13 protein-coding genes are annotated in these 24,563 nt (G+C 48.2%); 2 read left to right on the forward strand and 11 right to left on the reverse strand.

Features of this window, described 5'->3' with window-relative positions:
- Positions 1-75: 75 nt before the first annotated feature.
- From V8F51_RS09065 to V8F51_RS09080, 4 genes are all read right to left on the reverse strand, one after another.
- Entirely contained in the window at positions 76-978 is a 903-nt protein-coding gene (locus V8F51_RS09065) for a carbohydrate ABC transporter permease (RefSeq protein ID WP_337099864.1), read from the reverse strand.
- 12 nt (positions 979-990) lie between these two features.
- Positions 991-1,854: an ABC transporter permease gene (locus tag V8F51_RS09070; protein WP_442956417.1), complete on the reverse strand. Its 864-nt coding sequence runs from the start codon at positions 1,852-1,854 to the stop codon at positions 991-993.
- Between the two features lie 844 nt (positions 1,855-2,698).
- On the reverse strand, positions 2,699-5,038 hold the full coding sequence (locus tag V8F51_RS09075; protein WP_337099866.1) for an alpha-L-rhamnosidase-related protein: 2,340 nt from the start codon (positions 5,036-5,038) through the stop codon (positions 2,699-2,701).
- A 13-nt stretch (positions 5,039-5,051) separates the two neighbouring features.
- The gene (locus V8F51_RS09080) at positions 5,052-8,309 is read right to left on the reverse strand and encodes an alpha-L-rhamnosidase (RefSeq protein ID WP_337099867.1); all 3,258 of its coding nucleotides are present in this window, start codon (positions 8,307-8,309) and stop codon (positions 5,052-5,054) included.
- 197 nt (positions 8,310-8,506) lie between these two features.
- Here V8F51_RS09080 and V8F51_RS09085 point away from each other — a divergent pair, with 197 nt between their 5' ends.
- A complete protein-coding gene (locus V8F51_RS09085) occupies positions 8,507-9,559 on the forward strand; it encodes an AraC family transcriptional regulator (RefSeq protein ID WP_337099868.1) in 1,053 nt (350 codons plus the stop codon).
- A 33-nt stretch (positions 9,560-9,592) separates the two neighbouring features.
- Here V8F51_RS09085 and V8F51_RS09090 read toward each other — a convergent pair whose 3' ends face one another.
- Together V8F51_RS09090 and V8F51_RS09095 are read right to left on the reverse strand one after the other, a co-directional pair.
- On the reverse strand, positions 9,593-14,062 hold the full coding sequence (locus V8F51_RS09090) for a X2-like carbohydrate binding domain-containing protein (RefSeq protein WP_337099869.1): 4,470 nt from the start codon (positions 14,060-14,062) through the stop codon (positions 9,593-9,595).
- A gap of 226 nt (positions 14,063-14,288) precedes the next feature.
- Complete coding sequence (locus V8F51_RS09095) at positions 14,289-16,313, reverse strand: beta-galactosidase (protein ID WP_337099870.1); 2,025 nt, start codon at positions 16,311-16,313, stop codon at positions 14,289-14,291.
- Positions 16,314-16,501: 188 nt separating this feature from the next.
- Here V8F51_RS09095 and V8F51_RS09100 point away from each other — a divergent pair, with 188 nt between their 5' ends.
- A complete protein-coding gene (locus V8F51_RS09100; RefSeq protein ID WP_337099871.1) occupies positions 16,502-17,356 on the forward strand; it encodes an AraC family transcriptional regulator in 855 nt (284 codons plus the stop codon).
- A gap of 52 nt (positions 17,357-17,408) precedes the next feature.
- On the opposite strand, the gene V8F51_RS09105 is transcribed toward V8F51_RS09100, so the two are convergent.
- The 5 genes from V8F51_RS09105 to V8F51_RS09125 form a co-directional block, all read right to left on the reverse strand.
- On the reverse strand, positions 17,409-18,347 hold the full coding sequence (locus tag V8F51_RS09105) for a glycoside hydrolase family 43 protein (RefSeq protein ID WP_337099872.1): 939 nt from the start codon (positions 18,345-18,347) through the stop codon (positions 17,409-17,411).
- Positions 18,348-18,387: 40 nt separating this feature from the next.
- The gene (locus V8F51_RS09110) at positions 18,388-20,760 is read right to left on the reverse strand and encodes a beta-galactosidase (RefSeq protein WP_337099873.1); all 2,373 of its coding nucleotides are present in this window, start codon (positions 20,758-20,760) and stop codon (positions 18,388-18,390) included.
- An 81-nt stretch (positions 20,761-20,841) separates the two neighbouring features.
- Complete coding sequence (locus V8F51_RS09115) at positions 20,842-22,485, reverse strand: extracellular solute-binding protein (protein WP_337099874.1); 1,644 nt, start codon at positions 22,483-22,485, stop codon at positions 20,842-20,844.
- Between the two features lie 72 nt (positions 22,486-22,557).
- Positions 22,558-23,448, reverse strand: a complete 891-nt coding sequence (locus tag V8F51_RS09120) for a carbohydrate ABC transporter permease (RefSeq protein WP_337099875.1) — start codon at positions 23,446-23,448, stop codon at positions 22,558-22,560.
- Between the two features lie 13 nt (positions 23,449-23,461).
- Positions 23,462-24,421: an ABC transporter permease gene (locus V8F51_RS09125; protein ID WP_337099876.1), complete on the reverse strand. Its 960-nt coding sequence runs from the start codon at positions 24,419-24,421 to the stop codon at positions 23,462-23,464.
- Positions 24,422-24,563 lie beyond the last annotated feature (142 nt).

Below are 24,563 nucleotides of genomic sequence, written 5' to 3' on the forward strand. Positions count from 1 at the left end.
TCCGTACCCTCCTCTTTATAATAGCAACTGCTTATATCGTATAAACAGGTTTCCCTGCCAATACCGGAGTAAGGACTAGCTCTTTACCGCGCCAAGCGTCATACCCTTCACGAAGTACTTTTGCAAGAATGGGTAGATAACAAGAATGGGCAGCGTAACCACCATCGTAATCGCCATCTTGACCGACTCCGGCGATATTTTGGATATAACCTCAGACATGTTCTGCGAACGGTAATCCGTGCTTGCCTGTGTACTTTGCAGTACCTTCATCAGCTCGTATTGCAACGTTGTCAAATGCTCTTTGGACGAGTTGAACAGGAATGTGTCAAACCAGGAATTCCATTGGCCAACTGCCAGAAACAATGCAATCGTAGCCAGGGCAGGCTTGGTGAGTGGCAATATAATGCGCCAGTAAATGGTGAAATCATTCGCTCCGTCCAGCTTGGCGGATTCCTGCAGCGCGTATGGAAGACCGTCGATAAACGAGCGGATGACGAATACGTTGAACGCGCTAACGATGCCGGGTAAAATATAGACCGCAAACGAGTTCATCATGCCGAGATCCCGAACGAGAAGGAAACCTGGAATCAAACCGCCGGACACGTACATCGTGAGTGCCAGAAAGACGGATACGAATCTTCTGCCTTGGAAGTCGCCGCGACTGAGCGTGTAGGCGAGCATCGAGGCGCTGATCAGCCCGGCGATCGTACCGAGTACGGTACGCAGCGCAGAGTTTTTAAAGCCGGTCAACAGTCCTTCGTAAGTGAAGATGATCTTATAGTTTTCGAGCGTAAATACCCGAGGATAGATTGTGATTCCGCCTCGTACGCTGTCGATGGAGTCATTGAACGAGATTGCCGCAACGTTAAGGAACGGATATAGGGTTCCGATGGTCACGATAATAACAAAGGTGTAGACGAATATAGTAAACACTCGATCTGAAGCAGACACCTCTCGACGCTTTAGTGGCTTAGACATGTTGGCGCCTCCCTACATAATGCTTTCTTTAGTGACACGTTTGAAAATGCCGTTCGCTGTCAGCAGCAGCAGGACACTTACAACCGAATTGAAAATATTGACTGCCGTACCGAAGGAGAATCGGCCCATATTAAGACCGTAATTCAGAGCATATAAATCAAGTACCTGCGAGTAGTCGCGTACGAGGCTGTTGCCGAGCAGGAACTGCTTCTCGAATCCGATACTAATCAGGTGACCGATCGACATAATTAACAAAATAACGATGGTTGTCCGTATGCCCGGCAGCGTAATATGCCAGATCTGCCGGATTCTGTTCGCCCCATCGACTTTAGCCGCCTCGTATAGCTCAGGACCAATGCCCGAAATCGCGGCCAAATAAATAATGGCGTTCCAGCCCATTTCTTTCCACATATCGGACACTGTAACGATTCCCCAGAACAGCTCGCCTTTCGCCATGAACTGAACGGGCTCTTGGATAAACCCGAGCCAAAGCAGAATATCGTTGATAGCGCCATTCTCCGTTGAAAGCATCTTCGTAACGATCCCGGCGACAACAACCCAAGATACGAAGTGGGGCAAATAAGAGACGGTCTGGGCAAAACGCTTGAAAGCCATTGACCTTATTTCGTTCAAGATGACGGCGAATAGGATCGGTATCGTAAAACCAGCGATTAATCCCATGAAACTCATGGCAAGCGTGTTGCGCAAAACGATATAGAACATATCATCACGGAATAATGCCGCAAAGTGATCGAATCCTACCCATTCCTGCTCCCAGAACGAACGTCCCGGACGGTATTTCTGAAATGCCATCGTCCATCCCCAAAGCGGCAAATAGCTGAATACAAAAGCCCAAATGACGAATGGCAACGACATGGCGTACAGATAACGATTACGCAGAGCGTTACGCAAAAATTGTTTGCTTCTTTCCCTCTTTGACGGTTGTAATCTATTTCTTGCTGTTTCCAATTCCAGGTGACCTCCTTGCGTATATAGCTTGATCAGTGTTTAAGTGATCGCTACTAACGAATATGTTTGCCTGCTCCCAATCCACAGTTTACATTTTATGTCCTGCTATACAGCAGCACCCCACTACCCTTCCTTATCCTCCTCGAATGTTCTCTACATCGAAAATTGTAGCGCTTTCAACCCTTAAAATCACTGACACTATCCGTCTTCTAAAGTTGACATTTTATGTTCTCACAAACTATGCGAAAAGCTTCTATCGGAGTACTTCGGGGATGTACGACTGCGTTTAATCGGATTTTTTTCGCCAATCAGAATGATCTTCTTTACGCTTTATCGCTGTAAAGTACTTAAACAATCTGATATGGTAAAAAATAGCGATCATTCCCTAGCACATGCTAAGGGATGATCGCTATTTTTTTACGTATTTCTTTGTCGCTATGCGCTTGCGCTAGCGTAAACGGCTGTCGCTACGCACGAACCCACACTCACACTATCCACCACATGTGGTGCTATGAGCTATGTTGGATTTTCGCAGTAACTTTAGATCGAATGAGCCGGATCGAGGGGCTATGTTGGATTTCTGCAGTAACTTTCAGCGTTTGACCACATTTTCGGCATAAAGCAGCGGGCTATATTGCAGATATCCAACATAGCCCTCGTCAAAGCCCAAAACAGCGAATAGTTACTGTAATTATCCAACATAGCCGCCTTCTCACACGCTGCCCAGTAAAACTTATAGCTTTCCTATATTTCAAGTTACGTCCAAGATCTTACCGCGTGCAACGACGGCTCCCTCGCTGCGATTAACCTCGATTTGTTCCATAAGTACCATGAAACGAACGGCAAGCGGCTCCGGATACTCCATATCAATCGTGACAGAGCCGTCAGACTCCTTAGCCAGCTCCACACGTATGTAGCCGTAGGGAGTCGGCACAATCCCCTTAGCCCATGTTAGGTCGCCTAATACGGGATTGAAAACAAACTCCCCCGAAGAAAGATTGCTTATGTCGATGCCCAAAATCCGCGATGGCAACAGATACGTCGGTGCCGCTCCCCAGCCATGACAAAGACTTACCGGCGTGTCGTCCGATAGATAGGACGGCGTATTCCCTTGATAAGGACTTGGAATCGTACATGGCGAGGAAGAGGGATCGAACGTTTCCCACCAAGTGGTTGCTCCGCGGGCGACCATTCCTCCCCAATAATTACGCATAATGTTCAACGCCATATTGGCATATCCGCGGGTAAACAGCGATTCAAGAACGATATGATAAAAGAATGCGCCTTTCAATTCCGGGCATTGCCCTGCCGCGAAGACGTTTTGAATAAAATCATCCGCTTCGTCATCAGTCATCATACCGGACCAAAGCGCAATGAAATTGGTCTGGTAAGTAAAGCTGCCCGATAGACCCTCGTCGGTTAAGCAATCCGCGTACAGCCCCTTCTCTTGATCGCGTAACAGCGAACGTACAGCTATGTGCAGCCGTTCCGCGAGTTCACCGCATTCAAGTGAGAACGCGGCATCTTCAAATACATTTGCCAATTCTGCCGTACTTCTCAATACTTTGTAATACAAACAGGAGACGGCGGTTACCCGGTCCCGCTTATCGATATAGTCTGCCCAATCGACGAAACACCACCAGCCGCCCCGATCTGCCTTGGCGAACAATCCGTCATCGTCTTCCTGTTCCCGGAACCAGCCAATCAACTTCCGAATCGTCGCTTCCAGTTCCAATATGAAACCCTTGTCGCCTGAGTACATCCAATAATCATATACGCCAAGCAGCCAATAAGCATTGAAATCGGGAAGGAGCTGATAGTTGCGTTCCGGCCCCGTGCCTGGTATCGAGCCGTCTTCGTTTTGGATTCTGGCAAGCTGCAGCAAACATTTCCGAAGGAGAGCGGTGTCGCCGAACGTCTGGTAAATGACTTTGCCCATGACGACGGCGTCTACAACCCAAAGCGCCTGCTCGCGATAAGGGCAATCCTCTAGATGGTCTTGGCTGTTCACGCGCGTGGTATAACGCCCGATATCCCATATTTGATTCAGCAGCGCATCATTGCAAGCGAACGAACCTTCTTGCTTGAACGGATATGACAGATTCTGAACTCTGAAATCCGAGATGAGCAGCGGGGAAGCTGCTGCTTGGACCGATAACTTCAAATATCGGAAAGCCCGCCTTCCGAACGGCGACACCCGATTGAACCCCTTCTTCAGCACAAACGTGTCGAGCAGCACCATGTCCAGTGACTCTCCATAACACAATTGTACGACGCCGCCTTCGGGAGCAACGATATCCATCATCGGATAACCGACCTTCTCCGCAGCAAAGTCGAACACAACCGCCGGCATGGATCCCGGTACGGAGGCATCCATCTGCATGGCTCCTGCGGCCCCCTTCAAAAGCTGAGCGGCACCGTGTACGATGCCATAGTTTTCTTCCACTCGCAGCACGGATAAGGGCTTAATGTCTTCCCGGGCAAGAACCGGAATTTCGCGCGGAATCAAATGCGGCCATGGGGAGTCTTGCGCTTCCGCCTCGGCTACGATTGCTGCCGCCGACCAATCGGAGTCATCGTATTCGACCTTTTCCCAACCGTCCTCTTGTTCCGCCAAATAGATCTCCTTAAATCCGTTCCAAGCATGCATTCTCGACACCTTATGTACCCAACGCGCTGATCGACGGCATTTCCACCGCTCGTCCGTAAAGACAACTGCATCGCCTTCGTCTGTGCGCATGTCCAATTGAGCGATTATGCCTCCCGGGCCTTGCCGCTGGCTATTGTAAATAGGGTTATCGCCGAAGTTGTAGGCAACGATGGCTATGCAATTCGGACCTTGATGCAATAAATCCGCCACATCGTATGAATCATAATACTGCCAAGCATTGTCACAAGGGGAAGGCCCTGAGCCGACCCACGAACCGTTCACATAAAGCCGGTATTCCTGATTTGCGGATATATGCAGCGAAGCTGTCCTAAGATTGGAATTGATCGAAAAAAGGGTTCGAGCTTCCGAATACACATTGGGCGTATTCAAAGGTGTATCGCTCCAAATCCACTTTGCTTGCCATTGTCGGTTAAGCTTCATCGTCCCGTCTCCCTTATTGAAGTACTTCGTAGGATGTCGACTTCAAGAGGAAGGCATATTCATACGTTCCGCTTCCCAGCTTCTCCGTTCTTCCCGGGAGTACAAGCGTCGCCGTCGTGTTGGCCGGAATCGTACAACGGTACGTAACCTCGTCTCCTCTAATGGAATAGCTGCTTTCAATCGTTCCAAACGCTGTCTCGAAACCGCCGGTCGCTTTCGTAAATCCCGTCCATTCAGGCTTCAGCATGAAATGTGAGAATCCCGGATTCTGTTCATCCCTCCGTATCCCGAGCACGTATTCATACAGCCAGCTAACGACGCTCCCTAGTGAATAATGATTAAAGCTGTTCATGGCATTTCGTCCGCCGAAGCCTCTCTCAACCGTATAGCTGTCCCAATGCTCCCATATCGTCGTAGCACCTTGGGTGACCGGATAAAGCCAGCTTGGATAAGCGGTTTGAGTAATCAACTCATAGGCCAGTTCCGGATACCCGCCTTCGCTGAGCATCGGGTTTAGCGGTCCCGTCCCGAAAAATCCGGTCGTTACCGTGCAGCCCGCTTCCTTCGTCTTTTCCGCAAGGTTATCGAACGCTTTGAGCCGGCTGACCGGATCGAACATATCGAAATTCAAACCGATGGCATAGCCTCCCTGCGTATCGCCCACCGTACCGTCCATATTCAACGTTTTGCCGGTTACCGAATCCACGAATGTTTCGTTCCAGTATTTCTTCGCTTGGACAGCTTTCTCCTTATAATAAACAGCATCATCTTGTTTCCCTAGAAGCTCTGCGTAGACTCTCATCAAGTACACGTCTCTCCCGTAAAAAGCGTTCCAAACCAGATTGCTGTCCGTTTTACTTGGCGCAAGCCAATCATCGATAGGTCCCATATAAGCAGGACCGGGCATTCCCTTGTCCTCTAGATAAACCATAAACCGTTTCATCGTGTCATAATATTCGGCAACTACGCCCAGATCTCCGTATTGCTGATACATCTCCCATACGATTAAGTGAACGCAGCTGCCGTAAGTAATACCCCCGAAACCGCTGCCCACCGGCGCTATGTTCGGCAAATTGCCGTCAGCTAGCTGACCATCTCGTACAGCCTGCAGGTAGCGAAGATAGAAGGTTCTAGCATCGCTCTGATAAGCGGCTGTTCGCATGAATACATGACCGTCGCCTGTCCAGCCCATCCGTTCGTTACGCTGAGGACAGTCCGTAGGAACACTGATGAAATTGCTAAGCTGACTGTATTTCACGTTTTGCACGAGTCTATTGACCAATGCGTGATCTACTTCTACCTTGCCCGTGATCGCAGCAATACTGGAAAGCTGGATGCTTTGCACATCTTCCAATGCCGGAGCTTCATTAACGCCAGTAATCTCGATATAGCGATAGCCATGGAAAGTGAACTTAGGCATGTACGTTTCGCCTTCCGGATCTCCTCGGAATGTATAAATGTCGGTGCTGGAGGCATCCCTCAAGTTAGCCTGAAGCAGCCTGCCATGCAGCTCCCCGTATTCCTTGAGTTCCGGGTAAAGAATCTCCGCATAACGGATCCGCGCTTCGCTTCCTGCTTCACCTTTCATCCTCAGGATAGGGACGCCGGCAATCTCCTGCCCCAAGTCATAAATATATACGCCTGGAGCCGGCTCGGTCATGCTTAAGGCTACAAAAGTTTCAACCTGCTTCACCGGCGCATTATAATGGCCGATCAATTCCGGTTCCGACTCGTTTACCGCAGGCCACGGCAGGAAAGCCCCCGGCAAGGAATCGAATTCTCCGATTGGAACGGCTTCGATAATCTCAGGCTTCTTCATGCCTGCCAGCGCAAAGCCCGGTTTAGAAAAGTCCTCGTAAATATAGGAAAGATTCGCATCATAAATCTCTCCCTGGAAAAATCCCGCAAAGCGGTAAGGACCTTCGCCGAAATACGACCATTCTTCATCGTTGGACACGAAGAGATCAGATGTGCCATCCTCATAGTGCAGCACGAGCTTGGCTAGTAAACTTTCTTTGTCTCCCCAGTAATTATAGTTCCGCAATACAAAGGTTTGTGAACCGCTCCACCAGCCGGAGGACAATGTGAAGCCAATGCCGTTAACTCCCTCAGTCAGGTGCGGCGTAACATCATACGTTTGGTACATCAGATGCTTGTCATACTGGCTGGAACCCGGCGCAAAAAACTGATGATCAATCTCTTTGCCATTAATCTTGCACTCGTAGATGCCTCTCGCAGTTGCGTAGAGCCTAGCCTTCTTAAGCGGTTTTCTTACCTCAAAATCCCGGCGAAGCATCGGGATCGCATGACAATCGGGACTTTTGGTAAGCTGCACATCACGCTCCTCCGCGCACAACTCCATACCAAACTCCGTATCCATTTCATAAAAAGTGTTTGAAGGATGACGAAGAAAGCTTAAACGGATGCCATCAAAATGCGCCGTCGTATCTGCTCCCGCAAAGTACCCGATATCGCAAAGTCTCGGGAATGTTGTAATATCATTGTTCCCAAGCGGATTCAGCTGCCTTCCGTCGTCAACCAATATACCGTCCACATAAGCGATAGCGTTGTTGCCGGTTACTTCAATTCTCAAGCAATGAGGGCTGAAAAGGTTAGCTTCCGTTATGATCGGAGCGAGAGTTGCGGTAACAAACGGGATATCATTGCGGTCATCCTTATGGTAGCCAACTCGGTAGATATTGAGCTTCGGAAGCTTATCTTCCACGTTTATTTCATAGCGAATGTAGTTATCGCCTTGCAGCAAGGATTCGTTTCTTTCTCGGTTTAGCAATCTCTTATCATTGGCCCCGAATACAAGCCCGGCCCTAGTACCGCCTGGCATAATCGTGATTGTGCCGGTCAAGGCGAAGACGCTCATCGCTTCGCTAAAGACGTAATATTCCGGCGCTCCAATCCATTTGGCGCCATCCCACGCTTCAATTCCTGGATTCATAAGCCCGGTTTCAAACTTTGTCGATGCCGTTGCCGTTTCCTCGTTTTGGTTAACCGTCGTAATCGCGACAAAGTATTCCGTACATGGCTGCAGCTCATCGCCTGCATAGACTGTTCCAGTGGAGCAATCCGTGTGCATTGGGCCGCTGTCCCACAGATCATGCCCGTTCGGTGTGCTTCCTACGATAATCCTCGCCGAGGTTTGTTTCATGTTGTTCTCTTCGGATGCAAACTTCCAGGCAATAACAGGCTTTCCCTCGTCTATTCCTATGGGCTCGCGTTCATGCATGATCGTTATATCCGTTATCGTGTAACTCATCATTCTCCACCTTCTTTATGCGAGTTCTGAGGTTTTACTATCATTAAATCGCTTTCAGTTCTATCATATTTTTAAGCGCTATCAATAGCACTGACCTATTTCATCTTCAAAAGTTAACATTTTATGTTCTTCGGTGGATTGGCATTCAATTTTCTTATATAATAATTTGCAATTCCTTGAAGGGGAGTCGAAGCTTAATGCAGATAGAAGAACTGGAGAAATCGCTAACCGTATATACGGAACACGAATTGTTTTATCGGGATTATTACGAAGCCAAAAAAGACGCTGCCAAGCTGCAAGCTTTCTTGGAGCATATTGACGTTTCCTATATCGAAGAACGGTTTCTCGTCGTGCCCGAAATCCGTACCAGTCATATTTCAACTCTCATTAAAGAGGAAGATTATTTTACCGCAAGCTACAACACCGATATCATGGTGCTCAAACATAACCGGTATACGCCGGTTTTCAGACACAAGCATGAGTTTTTCGAGATGATTTACGTGTACTCGGGGCAATGTACGCAAGCGATTGCGGAAGAAACGATTTTACTGTCGGAAGGCGACTTATGCATTATCCCTCCCAAAGTAGAACACGCTATCGAAGTTTTTGACGAAAGCATTATTCTGAACGTACTGATCAAACGGAGCACCTTCAACGACACGTTTCTGGAAATTCTCAAACATGAAACCGTTCTCTCCTCATTCTTCAATAAAGTATTGTATACCGAAGACTTCAGTAATTATATTATTTTCAAAACAAACCGGGATCGCAACCTGAAAGAGCTTATTGGAAAGCTTTATTGTGAACATCAAGACAGCAAAAAATATTCCTCCAACATTTTGTACAATCTGCTTATGTTGTTTTTCGGTTATTTGCTAAGAGAACACGAAGGAAACGCCGTGCTGCCAAAAAGCTTGCCAAAGAGCGAAAAAATGCTTTCCATTTTAAGCTATATGCAAAACAACTATAAGACGGTTACCTTAGGCGAGCTATCGCATCGTTTCCATTTTACCGAATCCTATTTAAGCAAATTGATAAAGGCATCCTCGGGCCTCACGTTCAGTGAAATTCTGCAAACCATCAAGCTGCACAAAGCGATAGAACTGCTTGACAGCTCCGATATGAAAATTCACAATATCAGCGAGTCGATTGGCTTTGAAAACAACACTCACTTTATTCGAACGTTCAAAAAGGCATACGGCGTTTCGCCAAATCAATATCGAAAACAAATGCCAAAAGGACCGAACTAGACGTTCAGTCCTTCTGGCAACTTATGTTTGTAACTAATGATGTTGTTGCCGTCCCCCTCCATGACCTCCCGCTTCGCCATGGGGAGACGGATTGCCATGACCCTGATTATTATGGGTAGAACCGTTTTGTACGGTAATAACAATGGTTTCGCTGACGATGTCTGTCCCGTCGAACACTTGGAAAGTTACGTTATACGATCCTGCCTGCTTATGATTAGGCTTCCAACGGAAGGTCCGTGTGTCAGGATTGAAGCTTGCCCCAGCGGGAAGATCGATTGCAGTGAAGGTTAATTCGTCACTATCCGTATCTAACGCTGTGATCTGGAATGACAATTTCTTACCTTCCCTCACTGTCTTGTTGCCGATTGCTGCGAGTTCAGGCTCGTTATTTCCATTTATTACATTCACGCTATCTATCCATACCGTTCCCGATCCGCCGTTTCCGAGCACTTTCAAACTAAGTGATTGGACTTCGTTCCAGTTCGAAGGGATCGTGTACGTTAAGGCCAGCCACTCCCCTTTGACCGGATCGGATACCCAGCCGAGCTGATGCCATTGCCAACCATCATGCAGCGAGTCCACTTGCAAGGCTGTCGCGTCCGCCGCTTCGTCGATGTACACATGGTACGTAATCTCGTCGCCTGGTTGCAGTTCGCTTGCAGGTGCAGAGATAACAGGGATGCCAGGGTCTATATTCGTTGAATATTCAACCTTCAAAGCATATTCACCAGCGTAAGTCTGCCTCCCATCCTTTGTCCCCGTTGCCTCGCTTACCGTCCATCCTTGCAGCCCCTCTTCGAAGTTAAAGGTCGCTAAATCTGGTTCAGGCTCAACCGTCGTTCCGTTCGTTACATCCACGCTGTCCACCCATACCGTTCCCGGACCGCCGTTCCCTCTTATATACATACCAGCGGTATGGATTTCCACCCAATCCGATGGAATAGTAAAGGTATAGGATATCCACTGATCCTTCGGAGGATTCTGAATATGTCCTTCAGGAAAATCTACCCACTGCCATCCGTCATGCATGCCTGCGAATTGTAAAGCCGTTACATCAGAACTTCCGTCAATATATACGCGATACGTAACCACGTCACCAGGCCTCATCTCACTTACGGCTGGAGAAACGTTCGGCACTAAGACGTCTGTTATGGTTGAGAATTGTATCTTTAAAGATGACTCCCCGGCATAAGCCTTCGTCATATCTTGCGTACCGGTTGCGTGTTCAACCTTCCAGCCTTGAAGACTCGATTCAAAGTGGTAGGTTGCCGTGTCCGGCACACTGGATGAGTTGTAAATATTAATAGTCAGAACCGGATCGTTGCCCGAACTGAAATCGAATGTTATTGCAGTCGTTCCTGAGAGTTGCCCTGCGAGATAACTCTTGAGAAGAGTAACCGTCGTTCCTGATACTGTATAGTCAGACCCTTCGGTAAGCGATTGACTGCCGTTTCTTACCCCAACCAAAGAATTCCCGTTAAGCGTCATTGCAACCTCAATATCCGTTTGATTGCCTTCCGCTTTATCAAACTCGGCTGTCAACGGGGTGATCATCGAGCCTCGTGTGAGCTGTATGCTGTCAACCCAAGCAGCTCCTTCATCGCCGTTTCCTATTATTCTGAAGCCGAATGACTCTATCGTATTCCAGTCATAGGGCACCAACCATGTATACGTATACCACCAATTTTTCAGAGTGGTGCTTTCTGTTCCGAGCACGGTCTGCTGATCACCGTCATGTGTGCCATAAAACTCCAACGTGTTCGCATCTTCGAGACGATCTATGAAAATACGGTAAGTTACTAGATCCCCCGGCCGCAGATCGGCTGCGTCCAATTTCACGTCAGGAGCGGACTCCTCTGCGCTGCTGGCGTATTCGATTTTTAACGATGCTGCCCCTAGGTAGAACTTGGTTGTGTCTTGCGATAGCTCGGCATGGGTTGCAGTTACTCCTTCTAAATCCGCTTCGAAATTGTAGGTAGACGTATCCGGAACAATAGCTGTATTCTTAACCACAATATCAAGGACGGGATCAATCCCGTTATCCATATTGAATGTTAAAATAGTCGTGCCTGCCGCCAATGCGTCCAAGTAACTCTCATTGATCGTAACGGCAGTTCCCGACACCGAATAGTCGGTTCCTTCAGCCAAAATAGTCGAACCATTCACAATTTCGATTAAGGCGTTGCCCTTCAACGTCATGTCGACGGTAATATCGGATGGAGATTCCGGATCATAGGCCGCTGTCATCGGCGCAATGACCGCATTCAAGTCCTCGTACCCGGCTGGATCACCGTAAAGAATGCCTCGGCCATTGGTTCCCACATAAAGACGTCCGTATACCTTCGGATCTCCGGTAATATCCTGAATGCTGCCGAATTGATGCTGCTCATCATTCACCCTCACCCAAGTCGCGCCTTCATCATCGGATCGGAAGAAACCATACACGCCATCTATTGTTCCTGTAATAAATAGGGATGGATAGGACTTAGACGGTGCAGACTTGCCAAACCCCAGTCTAAACGCATCGGTCACGTTACTTATCTTTGTAAATGTCGCTCCTGAGTCGGTGGATCGGTAAAGTCCGCTTGACCCTCCGGTTAGCCAAAGATGCCCCTCCTGCCCAAATACAGACTTCAATACTCCATCGTCTAGAAGCCAGCTTTGAAGGGCGGGTACGCTAGCCGACGATTCCACAAACGATGAGCCGCCATTCGTCGACACGTACACTTTACCGTTAGACGGAACATAAATATAAGCCTTATTCGGGTCCACCTTGTCAGTGACCGGTCTCACTCCGGTCGCCGTTACCCCTGAGCTAGGCGTCCATGTAGCTCCTGAATCGGAAGAAACGTAAACCCCTTTGCCTACCGGACTCCATAAGATTCTCGTTCCATCGGCATTAATCGCAATTTTCCCGCCGCTGGTTACTCCGGGAGGCTCTGTCTCGAAGTTACGCCAGGTTATGCCTCTATCTGTGGATATAAGTCCATTAACAAATCCGCCAGCGGAATACTTACTTGTCCTGACGACAATGTTAGTCGCCAATTCCGCGTAGTCGATGCTTTCATTACTGCTGAATTGCGGACTGTAAGGACCGCTTGAAGGCGAAGCGTCGAGATTGTCGTGTCGGAATCCGGTCACATCTCCCATTGCACTGAACAAGTAAGGGCCTACCGGAGGACTCTTGATCTCAACCGGTACCGTTTCTTCCATGCCAACCGTCTCGAATGACCATACAACCGGATCATTGGAATCTGCATCTTCGAGATTTTCCGTCATATAAGTGCCGTAACCAGTAACGAAAATGGCTTTGTTGCTGTCAAAAGGATCAATCTCCACGCTCGTAATCCAATGAGGCCCCATCCCGGTAACCAAGCTTGGATAAGCCGTTCTAGTTTCATCGCGAATGCCCGTTGTCAAAATACCGGTCCAGCTGCTGCCGCCATCCGTCGTTCTGAATATTTCATCCGTCGGCGTATAACGACAAAGCGTGGACAGGATCAATGTGTCCGGGTTTTGCTTGTCCAAAGATATTCCGCTAAAGCCATGCGTTGCACCTGTACCGGGCGGTGTAATGTCGGTCCATACGCCGGTAGACAAGTTGTATTTGTAGACGGCTCCGCTAGTTGCGTCGTATGGACCGCCTAACGAGCCTGGGTTCGAAAACCCGGAATACGTAATGTACATCATATCGCCGTTAACCGCATAACGCATTGGAACGTACTCTTCTGGCTGACCCCCGATGGAGCTCCATGTACTGCCGCCGTCATTGCTTCTATAGAGGCTGCCTGCTGATTCGTCTGTAGCACCTACGATTATTCGCTGGCTCGCTGTGCCCGATGACGAACTGGAAGAATCAATAAACACGAAAGAAGTTCCTGCTGCCGGAAAGGACGTTACTTTGTTCCATGAAGCCCCTGAATCCGTACTTTTCCACAATCCGTCCTTGTTAGAACCCATCCAAAGCACATTCGGAAGATTCGAGTCTACCTGCAGCCTTTCACCGTTCCCTCTCCCAAGCTGATTTCCTCCCACTTTGAATGGCAACGGCGTTCTCGTCCATGTAGCTCCTTTATCGGATGAAGCAAGCAGGGAGCCGTAACCCGCCCATGACTCGTAATACAGCCCTGTCATCAAATAAACTTTGTCCGGATCGGTAGGATCCGGCGCGACGCTAAGTATGCCCGTGTCGTTCACGTCCGTCCGCCCGATATCATCATTTAGCGGTATCCAGGTTTTGGACTGGGGTTCCCAACGGTAGGCCCCGCCAACGTCCGTGCGCGCATATAACAAGCCGTTCTCCGCAGTACCGTATACGACAGCGGGCACATAGCCGCCGCCATTAATCTGTACGCTCTTCCACTGGTAACTCTCGGAAGCAAACGCACTTGTCTCTGCGTCAGCCGCCTCCACTTCTGGGCTCGGAACGACCAAGGCCCATAGGATCGTTGCAATCAGAATGAGCGTATACACAACCTTACTTTTGCCAAAAGCTAATTTCATCGCTACACCTCTTCGTTTAAAATGACTTCTGACTCCTACTGACTAGTTAGCTGCTCGCCCCCTTCACACATTTGAAAGCGCTTCCTTCAAGAAATATGATAGTCTAAATATTTCTAAAATCATTAACATCTGCCATCCAATCGAATTGACATTTTATGTACACTGGAAGCACGAAAAAAGAGCACACCAGTGCTGGTGCGCTCTTTCGCCAACTGAAACCTATTTGCTATCTCACCGTTGTTCCGCTTTCCTCGACAATCGCAAAACCCCAGCCGTCTAACTCGATTTGCTCGCCGGAATCGATGCTCCGATCGGACAACAGCTCGATCCCGTTCCCATAGGGGTAGGAGAAAGACTGCCGATCACTAGAATAGTTAAAGTAATAACGAATGGTTCGCCCCGCTTCATTTACGCCACTCTTGACGATCAATGGAAAGCGAAGCTCTTGGTCCGGGCCATATAAGCCCGCTGCCTTGCAAGCTCGCTCTAACACTTTCCCCGCAACCTCCGGACTTGGCACGTAACCGATATAGGTGGAAGTACCAAGACCGTATTGGTTTTCCGTAATCGCTGCATATTTGCCCCAGTAAGGATGATCATACCAGGCGAGTACCTCAGCCGTAGTCGGAGTGAGGAGCTCCATCCAGACGTCAACCTTGTTAGACTCCTCGTCAATACCAAAAGGATTGCCTTTGAGCGATACCTTATTCGGCTGTACGAACTGACTATATTGAATACCGCATGCCTTTTCTATAATAGCCGGCTGAATGCTAGTCCGAACCTTGATATGCTCGTTGGCAAACCCGCTCTTAAACGTATACACAACATGGCCGCCATTTTCCACGTATTGGTTCAGCTTATCGAGAAGTTCGTCCGAAGCTGCATAAAGCGCCGGTACGACAATGAGATCATAGTTCTCGAACAAGTCATAAGAGCTTGGATACAGCAGATCGCAACCAATATTCATCTCATATAACCGGTCATAGAGCAGACGAACCATTTCGTTATAACCGACTTTTCCTCCAGGCAACTTGAACCATTCAAGCGCGGTTAACGCCTCGTTACTGACAAGGAGGGCCGCCCGGTTCGCCTTCTGCAAATTGATGAGATTAGCAGATAGCCGCTTGAAATCGCGACCAACCGTTATCGCTTCCTCATAGGTTGGATTCGTCCCCATATCATGGCTGAGCAAGCCCTTCCAATACGTTTCAGCGGAGTTATGGATTGAATGCCAGTGCCAGTATGCGACCATGTTAGCTCCGGAGGCCAGATGGCTGAAGGCTTGAAGCCGAAGCTGGCCCGGATAAGGCGTCCAATTCGGAAACGCTTGGGCTTGCGTCTCAAGCACGAAGTAATTATTCCCCTTCAGAGAACGAGTAGAGTCGCCGCCAAACGAGATTTCCTTCCCTGTCAGCTCGTCCTGCGAGGGATGATAAATATCAACGCCAGCTATATCGAGCGCCTTTGCTGCTTCGAAGTGATCGACATCCTTCTGGACACCGAACGAATGGCCCCGCCAATCAAAATCGAAGTTATGCGTCACAAACTGATTGGGCTGCTTATACTCATTCACAATGGAAACTTGCCAAGCTAGAAAATCAGTAACCAACTGACGCTGGAATCGTGAAAATTCCGCGCCGAGACTGCCATTGATCGTGCCGACAGTAGAAGGGAAATCCTCCCAGCTGTTGATTCGGTTACTCCAATAGTCGAAGCCGAATTCCTGATTAAGCCGCTCCACCGTCCCGAATTTTTCCTTCATATACTTAATGAACCGATGCTGAACATTAGGACCGCTCGTATGGTAATGCTTGGTCTCGTTATCCACCTGGTAACCGATAACGGCAGGGTGGCTGCATACTCGGCTTATCAGCTTGCGGATAATCCTCTCCGAATAGAAGAGATAAGTCGGATTGATGATATCCATAATCTGTCTTGCTCCGTAACGTCCCGGCCCGCTCGGTGTCTCGGCCAGCACGTCCGGATGCTCCTTAACCATCCAAGTCGGCACGGCATATGTTGGCGTGCCGACGATCACATGAATACCCGCTTTATGCAAAGCATCAAGCACGCGATCAACACTCGTAAAGTCGAAGACCCCATTTTGCGGTTCATGAGTACTCCATGTCGATTCCGCAATGCGGACGACATTAATACCGGCAGCCTTCATCATTCGAATGTCTTCCTCAAGGCGCTCATAGGGCATATATTCGTCATAGTAAGCGACGCCATAATAGAGTTGTTGTTGCACCGTCCATCTCTCCTTTAAAATCATCATGTTGATTTTCCTACCTTTATTTTAAAGGACGATTGGACTTGGATAAATGACAAAAACATGCGACCTGTATTAAAATATTGTCATTGGGATGTTAGAAACAAACTAAATTAATAGAGATCACATTCAATTAAATCAAAATATTGCGGCGTAAGGAGTTATTCATGAACGAACATATCTTTCTGCCAAAGCCATTATTCCCTAGACATGTATGCTTTCCGGATTATATCGGAGGTTTCAGCGAATTTCCCGATCATCTTGTCAATCGCGAGTTCCAAACGCAAGAATTTAATCTCCATCGCAATTATAATTTGCATGTCGTGCTGGATGGCAAAGGCTACCTTGTCACGGAAGGCAAACGTTATGAATTAGGGAAAGGACAAGGTTTCTTATATGGACCAGGCATGAGACAAAAATATTACTCTGATTCAAGTGAGCCTTGGAACATTCGGTGGATTCATTTTTACGGTGAGCGGCTAGAGGAGCTATTAGATAGCAGAGGGCTTGATGAGCCTTGGTTGTTTTCCTTATCCAACTTATCGTCCATCGAGAGCTTAATCGAAAAATTGCTGTCATTGGGCAGAACCTATCAGATTGATGATGAATATACCGTAGCTTCTGCTTTGTATGAACTGTTAACAAGGCTGCAGACTACATCCGATCGGCTGAACGTGCCTATTAATCATGCTTCCGATAAAATCCGAGCTGTCGCGAATTACGTTCGATCCCATAGTCATGAGTCCTTCTCTATCGACAAAGCAGCTGCGCTCGCTGGATACAGCACGCATTACTTCAGTCGCAAATTCGGCCAGACGTTCGGAAAATCTTTTCCGGATTTTTTACTGGAAGCCCGTCTTATCCAAGCCAAACGCCTTCTCGCCTCAACCCAGCTGTCCGTAAAGCAGATCGCGCTGGATACAGGCTTCTCGCAAGCCAGCTACTTTAGTGCATGCTTCCGTCAGCTAGAGGGGATGACGCCGTTACAATTCCGAAGCCTCCATAGGATAGGCGAAGAATAATATATTAAAAAAAAGCATCGTCGGGCATATTGGCCTTAACGATGCTTCATTTTTATAGGGAGCTCCAAGCACTCGCTAAGGATTCGTATTCAGCTCGAGTAATATTCAAGATGGAACCATGCCTTTTGAGCGTATCTCCAAAATCATATTCATTCTCGCTCAGAACTCGGAAGCGACCGCTGGATAAATCATCAGTGACTAATGGCAAATAGCCTTTCTGAGCCGCAAATTGATCGATCAGCAGACACCACTCGTTTCGGTCATTGAATTTGAATACAGCCGGCCCTTCCACCCCAAGAATGCTATCCAACATCGGAGAATTCAGATCAACGAACGATGAGCGGGACAACGAACGGCTATGTTCAACGGCTATGCACTTCTTCGTTTCATCTTTGGAGAAGCGGTAATAAACGCCCCCCTCCTTGATGATTGTTGTATCAATAATATGATTTTCTCGTTCGATGTAGATTTCTGGCTTAGAGAAACTCTTAAAATCTTTCGTTCTGGAACTGTATATGATTTGTTTGGCCGGTTGCTCATCCTTTTCGACCATGGATGCCCAAAATATCAAATGTTCCTCAGTTTCCTCGTCGTAAATGGATTCTGGCGCCCATACACATCCTGCACCGGGAAGATCTATCTCAATGCTTCTTTCCTGAGACCAATGAACAAGATCCGAGGATTCCCAGACAATGATTGCGCGGCTTCCGCTATATTGTGCGACGTCCCAGCCCTTCCCGCCGGCAATACGCAAATCCGTTGCAATGATGTAAAATTTCTGATCCAATGGAGAACGAATAATGAACGGGTCTCGCACTCCGCATTCCCCAATGGCAGATTTCAATACAGGCTGGCCATTATTCAAATCCTTCCAATGCAGCCCGTCTTGACTCAAGGAAAAATAAACTTGTTCGCCGCCTTCATCCTCAACGGTAAAGTAAACAAACAGATAGGCTTCAAACGGTTGATCTTTCAACGGATCGAATGACATATGCTTTCCTCCAACATTAAAGTATTAAGAATCCATGCTGCTATACATTCGCTGACTCCACGGTATGCAAGGTTATTCGGCGAATTGGTTTTGAAGTAATTCGATGGAAAACGGCTTGTTTCTCCCCGGTAAAATGTTTCTCCACCGCCATGGCCGCGTCGGCATCAATCGTAGTTGTTCCCTTGCGGAGCGGCGTCGTTTCCAGAACGATTTCACCGTCCCGAATCTGATCGCGGAATCGCGACAAGCCGATCTCCCATGGCGCTCCATTGTGGAAATGATCGTGGAACAACTGCCCTCCGGAAAAGGCATAACCTACATTCCCCGTATACTCGATACTTAAGAGAATATCGTCCACATCCTGCAGCATGCTGCCATCGAATCTCACAACTACTTTGTGGTCATGCAGCCGTTCGACAACAAGCGAGTCATGAACAACCGGCATTTGGATTGTATACGTACGGAACTGGCCTTCTTCTTCCGAGTTAAGCTTGTCTGAATTCGAGATCGACTTCCATAAAGCTGCCGAATCATCTTGAATAAACTCTCTGAAAGCAAACTGCTTCTCTCCAGTTACGAGGAACTCCAGTGTCGATCCATTTGCGATTAGCGGAACCTCGGAGAAGAAAACACGCCGCTTCCCAGCCACTTCTGTTTCCCACAGTGCAGCGGCTTCCTTGGCCGACATAACGTAAAGCCTTATTTCCCGTTTGCCCTCACGCGTGATACGAATCAAGCCGGAAGAGTCGCGCTCTACGACCACGGTAGAAGTACCACTGGGTTCACGCTCTACCTTGCCCCCTTCAACACAAATATGATCGAGGTCTCCTGTGTCGAATGTAAACTCTCCGTCTATACCTTCCGCCAAGCCGAAGAAAAACGTCACCGCAAGGTCCGACTCCAGGAACGTAACAGGCTGCGCGGTTGCATATTGCAAATTCAATCCGTCCAGATCGAAGTTGAACGGCAGCATCATAGCAGTATTCCGACGTATGTCGAGCGACGAATTGCGCGGGAACGAAAGTTTATGTTCCCCGAGACCGACCGTGAAGCGCACATTCTCGTGCGTGCGCATGTTGACGTGATCTTGATAATTATTAATAAACAAATAACCTGAATTGCCGTCAGAACGAATCGCATATCTAAGCACGTCCGTATTGTCCGGCGTGATTGACTCCGCTCCATCCGGGAGCACCGTAGCGAGCGGTGCCAGACGATCGCCGAACCGATGCAGGAAATAATGCAGGGGGCGCAGCAGATCATTGGATGGCCGGATTTGGCCAAACTCGCCGATCGGCGCCTGGAAATCGTAAGTGATTCGCGGGGTGGTGCTCTCGTTCAAATAACCGGTCTTCCCGATCGGATTCGTCCCGCCGTGGAACATATAGTAGCCTACGAAATTACAGCCGCCTGCGATCTTCACCAAGCTCATCGCGACGACACTCACTGGTTCTACCTGAAATCGCGACAAATACCAGGTCTGCATCCCTCCGCCCATCTCGCAGCACGCAAATGGGTATTTCGATTTCGGATACTTCGGCTGAAACTCGCGGCTCACGGATTCCTCGTCGTGATAGCTGACGAACACATACTCACCAGTAGGCTTCTGATGAGGATTATCAGCGCTAATACTCCAAGGCGTATAGGCGTATCCGCCGTATAGAGGCAGAACTTCGTCCTCCAACAACGGCGCTGCCCCCCATCCCGTACTGGTATAGATCGGAGCAACCAAGCCCGCTTCGACCGCAACCTGTTTCAGCAGCCTCATATGTTCTCTGCCTTCACTGCCTCCGCGTCCTCCGCTTAGGTACTCATCCCCTTGCTTGGCCGTCAGCTCCCATAGCGCAGATGCCGCGTAGAGCTCATTCTCAAGCTGAATGCCGATTACAGGGCCTCCGTCCTTGTACATCATTCCCTCCGCCTGCTTGCCGATTTCATCAAACAAGCGGCGAACATAATGCATATACCCTTCATCGTTGGAACGGACGTCGAACGTCCTGCCGAACAGCCAATCCGGCAACCCGCCATTGCGTACTTCGCCATGACAGAATGGACCAACCCTGAGAATAACATAGAGTCCGTGCCGCTCGCAAAGCTTTATGAATTTACGTAAGTCTCGGTTTCCCTGCCAGTTGAAGCTGCCTTCCGTTTCTTCATGGTGATTCCAGAAGATATAGAAGGCCATGACGTTGATCCCCGATATTTTCATCTTTGCGATTTCCGTCCCCCAGTCGGACTCCGGATACCGCGAGTAATGGAATTCTCCGCAAATCGCAAAAAACGGTTTATCGCCAAGCTCCATGTAGTAATTCGTAAATCCGATCCCGACTCCTTCAGGATTCGTACCTCCAAGCCGTAGCGATGATGGATAAATCGATTTAGGGGTAATTGGGGCATTAATCATATATTCCATTACGAAGCTCCTCTCAGTAGATAGCCAAACAGAGCGGAACAGAAGTCCCGCCTGCTTGGTTGCCTATATGGATTCTAATTATTATTGATTGGAAGGCCAAGCGAACTTGATACCCAGCTTCGTCTTCGCTTCCTGGAACGCTTTGTTTTTATAATCGAACAATTGTTGATAACCGAGCTTGTCTTCCTGCGCCGGCATCTCTTGGAACAGCGTCTCCACTTCTGCTTCGCTCTTGGCCAAAATGATTTTAGCCGTCATTTTTGCACGGTAATCCTTGATTTTTGCCTCAATACCCGCTTCGGTCGTTCCGCCCTGTACCGTCGTCGCCTCGAAGGCTAGATCGTCATACGCGAATTGCTCAAAATATTGATCATGCTGGGCTACTAGCTTATCGAAATCGTTGAGCGGAGCTGGCGACGTACGTTTGATCGGTACCCAGTTCAATAGCCATCCGAACGTGTCGTTGCCGTATTTGCGTTTTGCGGCATCCGCGTCTGCAGCGAAATCATTGATACGTTGTTCCGTATATTTGACTCTGCCATCCTCGTCATAATCCCACGCGACGCCTTTCGGTCCATAGAAGATGTTAAGCGACATTTCATCGGTCGACAAATATTCGAACAAGCGAACAATTCGCTCTTGATATTTGCTCTGGCTTCCGATTAACGATAACATCCATCCGGACAAAGGACTTGGCGTGAAATTCCATTCGTTCCCCGCATCGCCTTTCATTGGTCCAACCGGAACATACACGGCATTATTGTCATTCGCATAGAGCGCATCCCATTTCAGAAGCGATCCCGACTTGGCAAATACGCTTCCCGCCGATACTTTCTCGACCTTCTGTTCGTCCGTCAATGTCAAGCTGTCTTGCGGCAGCAGACCTTCCCTGTACAATTGGTTCAGGAATTTAAAGGCTTCAAGCGACTCCGGCGTCCGAATCGTATCCTGCCAATTGCCATCCTTCGATTCTGGCGAAGCACCGAAAAATTGCATAAGGTTGTAATGATCAAGATACGCAGGAACCATGTTAAAGCCGTTATATTTGATACCGGCATCCTTCACTTTTTTCAATGCATCGATCGTACCTTGTTTCGTATTGAAATCCTCTGGCTTGATGCCGAGTTGATCCATGATATCTTTGCGGGCAACCATATCGACGTGAGTCGCCAGCGTATCGACGCCCTCCTGCATCTGCTCCTTGGCGTAGAAGAAGTTAGGAAGTCCATAGAAATGGCCATCTTCATTCCGATACCAGTCTTGAATGGACTGCGGGACTTTGAAGTCCGGCGTGTACTTCGCAATCAATTCATCCAGCGGTACGACCAGTCCCGATTTCTCCAGTACTTTTCTTTGAGGAGCGATATTCCACACTGTCACTACGTCGGGGATGCTGCCGGAAGCAATCATCGCGCTCAATTTTTCCTCATTGCCGCTTATAAATTCGACAGTAACACCTGTTGCGTCCGTAACCATTTTGTCGACTAGAACGTTCTCGACGTCCCATTGCTTCGTGTACCAATCGGCTGCCACGAACCATTTGATCTTAACCGGCGTATTGTCGACCTTCTCATCTTCGGTTTTATTACCCTCCTGCTGCTCGTTCCCGGCATTTGCGACCTTGTTGTTACCCGAATTTTCCTTTTCTCCCGAGCATGCCGCCAATAATGTAGCGAATAAAGCCATAATTAACATCAATGTCATTGACTTACTCATCTTGCGCATTCTTTTGCCTCCCCTTAATCTAAGTATAATTGTATATTTGTTAATCCGCTTCCCTTGATTGGAATGCGGAGATTAACCTTTAATGGAGCCAATCATGATTCCTTTGACAAAGTAACGCTGCAAGAAAGGATAAATGACGAGTATAGGTGCCGTCGTCGCGATCATCATCGCAAGTTTAAGCGTCTCCGGACTCAATTTTTTGGCCTGTTCCGGCACAGCATTGGCTGCTTGAGCGCCCATTCCGGTTGCGAAAGAAGCGTCCGTCACAACCCTCATGAGAAACAGCTGGACCGTCTGAAGCGATTCCGACGTTGTGAACATAAGAGAATCGAAATACGAATTCCAGTGACCGACACCGTTAAACAGCGCGATAGCTGCACAAGCAGGCATCGCAAGCGGTAAAATAAACCGCCAAAATATTCTATACTCTCCGGCTCCGTCGATCTTAGCCGATTCGATAATCGACTCTGGAATGGAACGAAAGAACGATAACAAGATCATCAGATCCCACACGCCGAACATCCCCGGTATGATAAACACGAGAAAGTTGTCCAACAATCCGAGATCCCTATAGAGCAAATAAGTAGGTACAAGACCGCCCGCGAAAAACATGGTGATCATAATGTAGATCATATAAACCGACTTGCCCTTTAAGTTCGGACGCGATAGGCCATAGGCCACCAATGCCGTGAATAATACATGCAGCAATGTACCCAGCAAGGTGCGCGCCGCCGTAACCAAATAGGCATTATAAATGGATGGATCGGAAAACACCCCTATGTAGTTGGCCAACGTAAACTCCCTCGGCCAAAAGTAGACGCCGCCTCTCATGTAATCAAGACCCTCATTTAATGAGCCTACCAAGGAGAACCAAAACGGAGCGATGGTTAGAACCATGATCGCGATCATTACGACCCCGTTGAATATTTCGAATACCTTTTCCCCACTGCTTTTTACGGTCATTTCCGTCCCTCCTTTAGAACAAGCCTTTGTCGGTAATTTTTTTGGACACGTAATTTGCGCCAAGCAGCAGTAGGACAGCAACAATTGATTTAGCGACGCCTACCGCAGTCGAGTACGAATATCTCATCTGCTGCATGCCGGTTTTGTATACATAGGTATCAATCGTTTCGCTCGTATCCAAATTTAAAGGGTTTTGTAGAACTAGAATTTGTTCAAACCCTGTATTGAGAATGGCGCTTATTGCAAAAATCAACATAATAACGACCGTACCCATAATGCTTGGAATGGTGACATACCACATCTTCTGCAGCCGTCCCGCCCCGTCGATCGTTGCCGCTTCATACATTTCTTGATCTACGCCCGAGATGGCCGCGATATAAATAATGGCTCCCCAGCCGAGCCCTTTAAGCACTTCACCAGCGACAAGAATGATCCAGAAATTATCGGCAACTCCAAGGAAGTTAATCGGTTCGGACAGCACTCCCAGCTTGAGCAGCAAGAAATTAAGTATTCCGTTTGACGGCGACAGGATCGTAATAATCAGACCCCCGAACACAACCCACGAAACAAAGTGCGGCAGATAAGAGATCGTCTGCACAAACCGTTTGAACTTCTGACTGGAGATTTCATTCAACAGTAGGGCAAAAATGATCGGAGCCGGAAATCCGATTAGCAAATTCAATCCGTTGATAGCCAGCGTATTACGCATGACCTGCATGAAGTTTGGATCTGTGAAAAACTCTTTGAAATGATCGAGTCCGACCCAGGGAGAGCCTGTCACCCCTAGAAACATGTCATAGTCCTTGAATGCGATCAAAATACCGTACATAGGGATGTAAGCGAATACGAAAAGAAAAATGAGTGCTGGCCATACCATACTCTGCAGTTCAAACTGCGTTATCAGTCGATACCATCTTCCCGAACGTATTTCCGTATTCTCGGCCTGCTTTGCCGTTTTCACCACACTACTCATTATTTCCACCTCCTTGCTATTCTTAAAATGTTACCGCTTGCAAGCTCGTTATCATCATAATCCAGCAGAGGTCCTCAAAAAAATATCACAGTTTTCGAAATGATACCCTGATTTCAGGTTTGCTGTGAAAACGCTTCCGAAC

The organism is Paenibacillus sp. YIM B09110 (genome assembly GCF_037167145.1).
In the GTDB taxonomy this organism is placed as follows: domain Bacteria; phylum Bacillota; class Bacilli; order Paenibacillales; family Paenibacillaceae; genus Pristimantibacillus.

Excerpts from the sequence above, each read along its gene's own strand:
- V8F51_RS09065 (WP_337099864.1), bottom strand. The coding sequence starts at position 978 with ATGTCTAAGCCACTAAAGCGTCGAGAGGTGTCTGCTTCAGATCGAGTG.
- V8F51_RS09070 (WP_442956417.1), bottom strand. The coding sequence starts at position 1,854 with ATGTCGTTGCCATTCGTCATTTGGGCTTTTGTATTCAGCTATTTGCCG.
- V8F51_RS09075 (WP_337099866.1), bottom strand. The coding sequence starts at position 5,038 with ATGAAGCTTAACCGACAATGGCAAGCAAAGTGGATTTGGAGCGATACA.
- V8F51_RS09080 (WP_337099867.1), bottom strand. The coding sequence starts at position 8,309 with ATGAGTTACACGATAACGGATATAACGATCATGCATGAACGCGAGCCC.
- V8F51_RS09085 (WP_337099868.1), top strand. The coding sequence starts at position 8,507 with ATGCAGATAGAAGAACTGGAGAAATCGCTAACCGTATATACGGAACAC.
- V8F51_RS09090 (WP_337099869.1), bottom strand. The coding sequence starts at position 14,062 with ATGAAATTAGCTTTTGGCAAAAGTAAGGTTGTGTATACGCTCATTCTG.
- V8F51_RS09100 (WP_337099871.1), top strand. The coding sequence starts at position 16,502 with ATGAACGAACATATCTTTCTGCCAAAGCCATTATTCCCTAGACATGTA.
- V8F51_RS09105 (WP_337099872.1), bottom strand. The coding sequence starts at position 18,347 with ATGTCATTCGATCCGTTGAAAGATCAACCGTTTGAAGCCTATCTGTTT.
- V8F51_RS09110 (WP_337099873.1), bottom strand. The coding sequence starts at position 20,760 with ATGGAATATATGATTAATGCCCCAATTACCCCTAAATCGATTTATCCA.
- V8F51_RS09115 (WP_337099874.1), bottom strand. The coding sequence starts at position 22,485 with ATGCGCAAGATGAGTAAGTCAATGACATTGATGTTAATTATGGCTTTA.
- V8F51_RS09120 (WP_337099875.1), bottom strand. The coding sequence starts at position 23,448 with ATGACCGTAAAAAGCAGTGGGGAAAAGGTATTCGAAATATTCAACGGG.
- V8F51_RS09125 (WP_337099876.1), bottom strand. The coding sequence starts at position 24,421 with ATGAGTAGTGTGGTGAAAACGGCAAAGCAGGCCGAGAATACGGAAATA.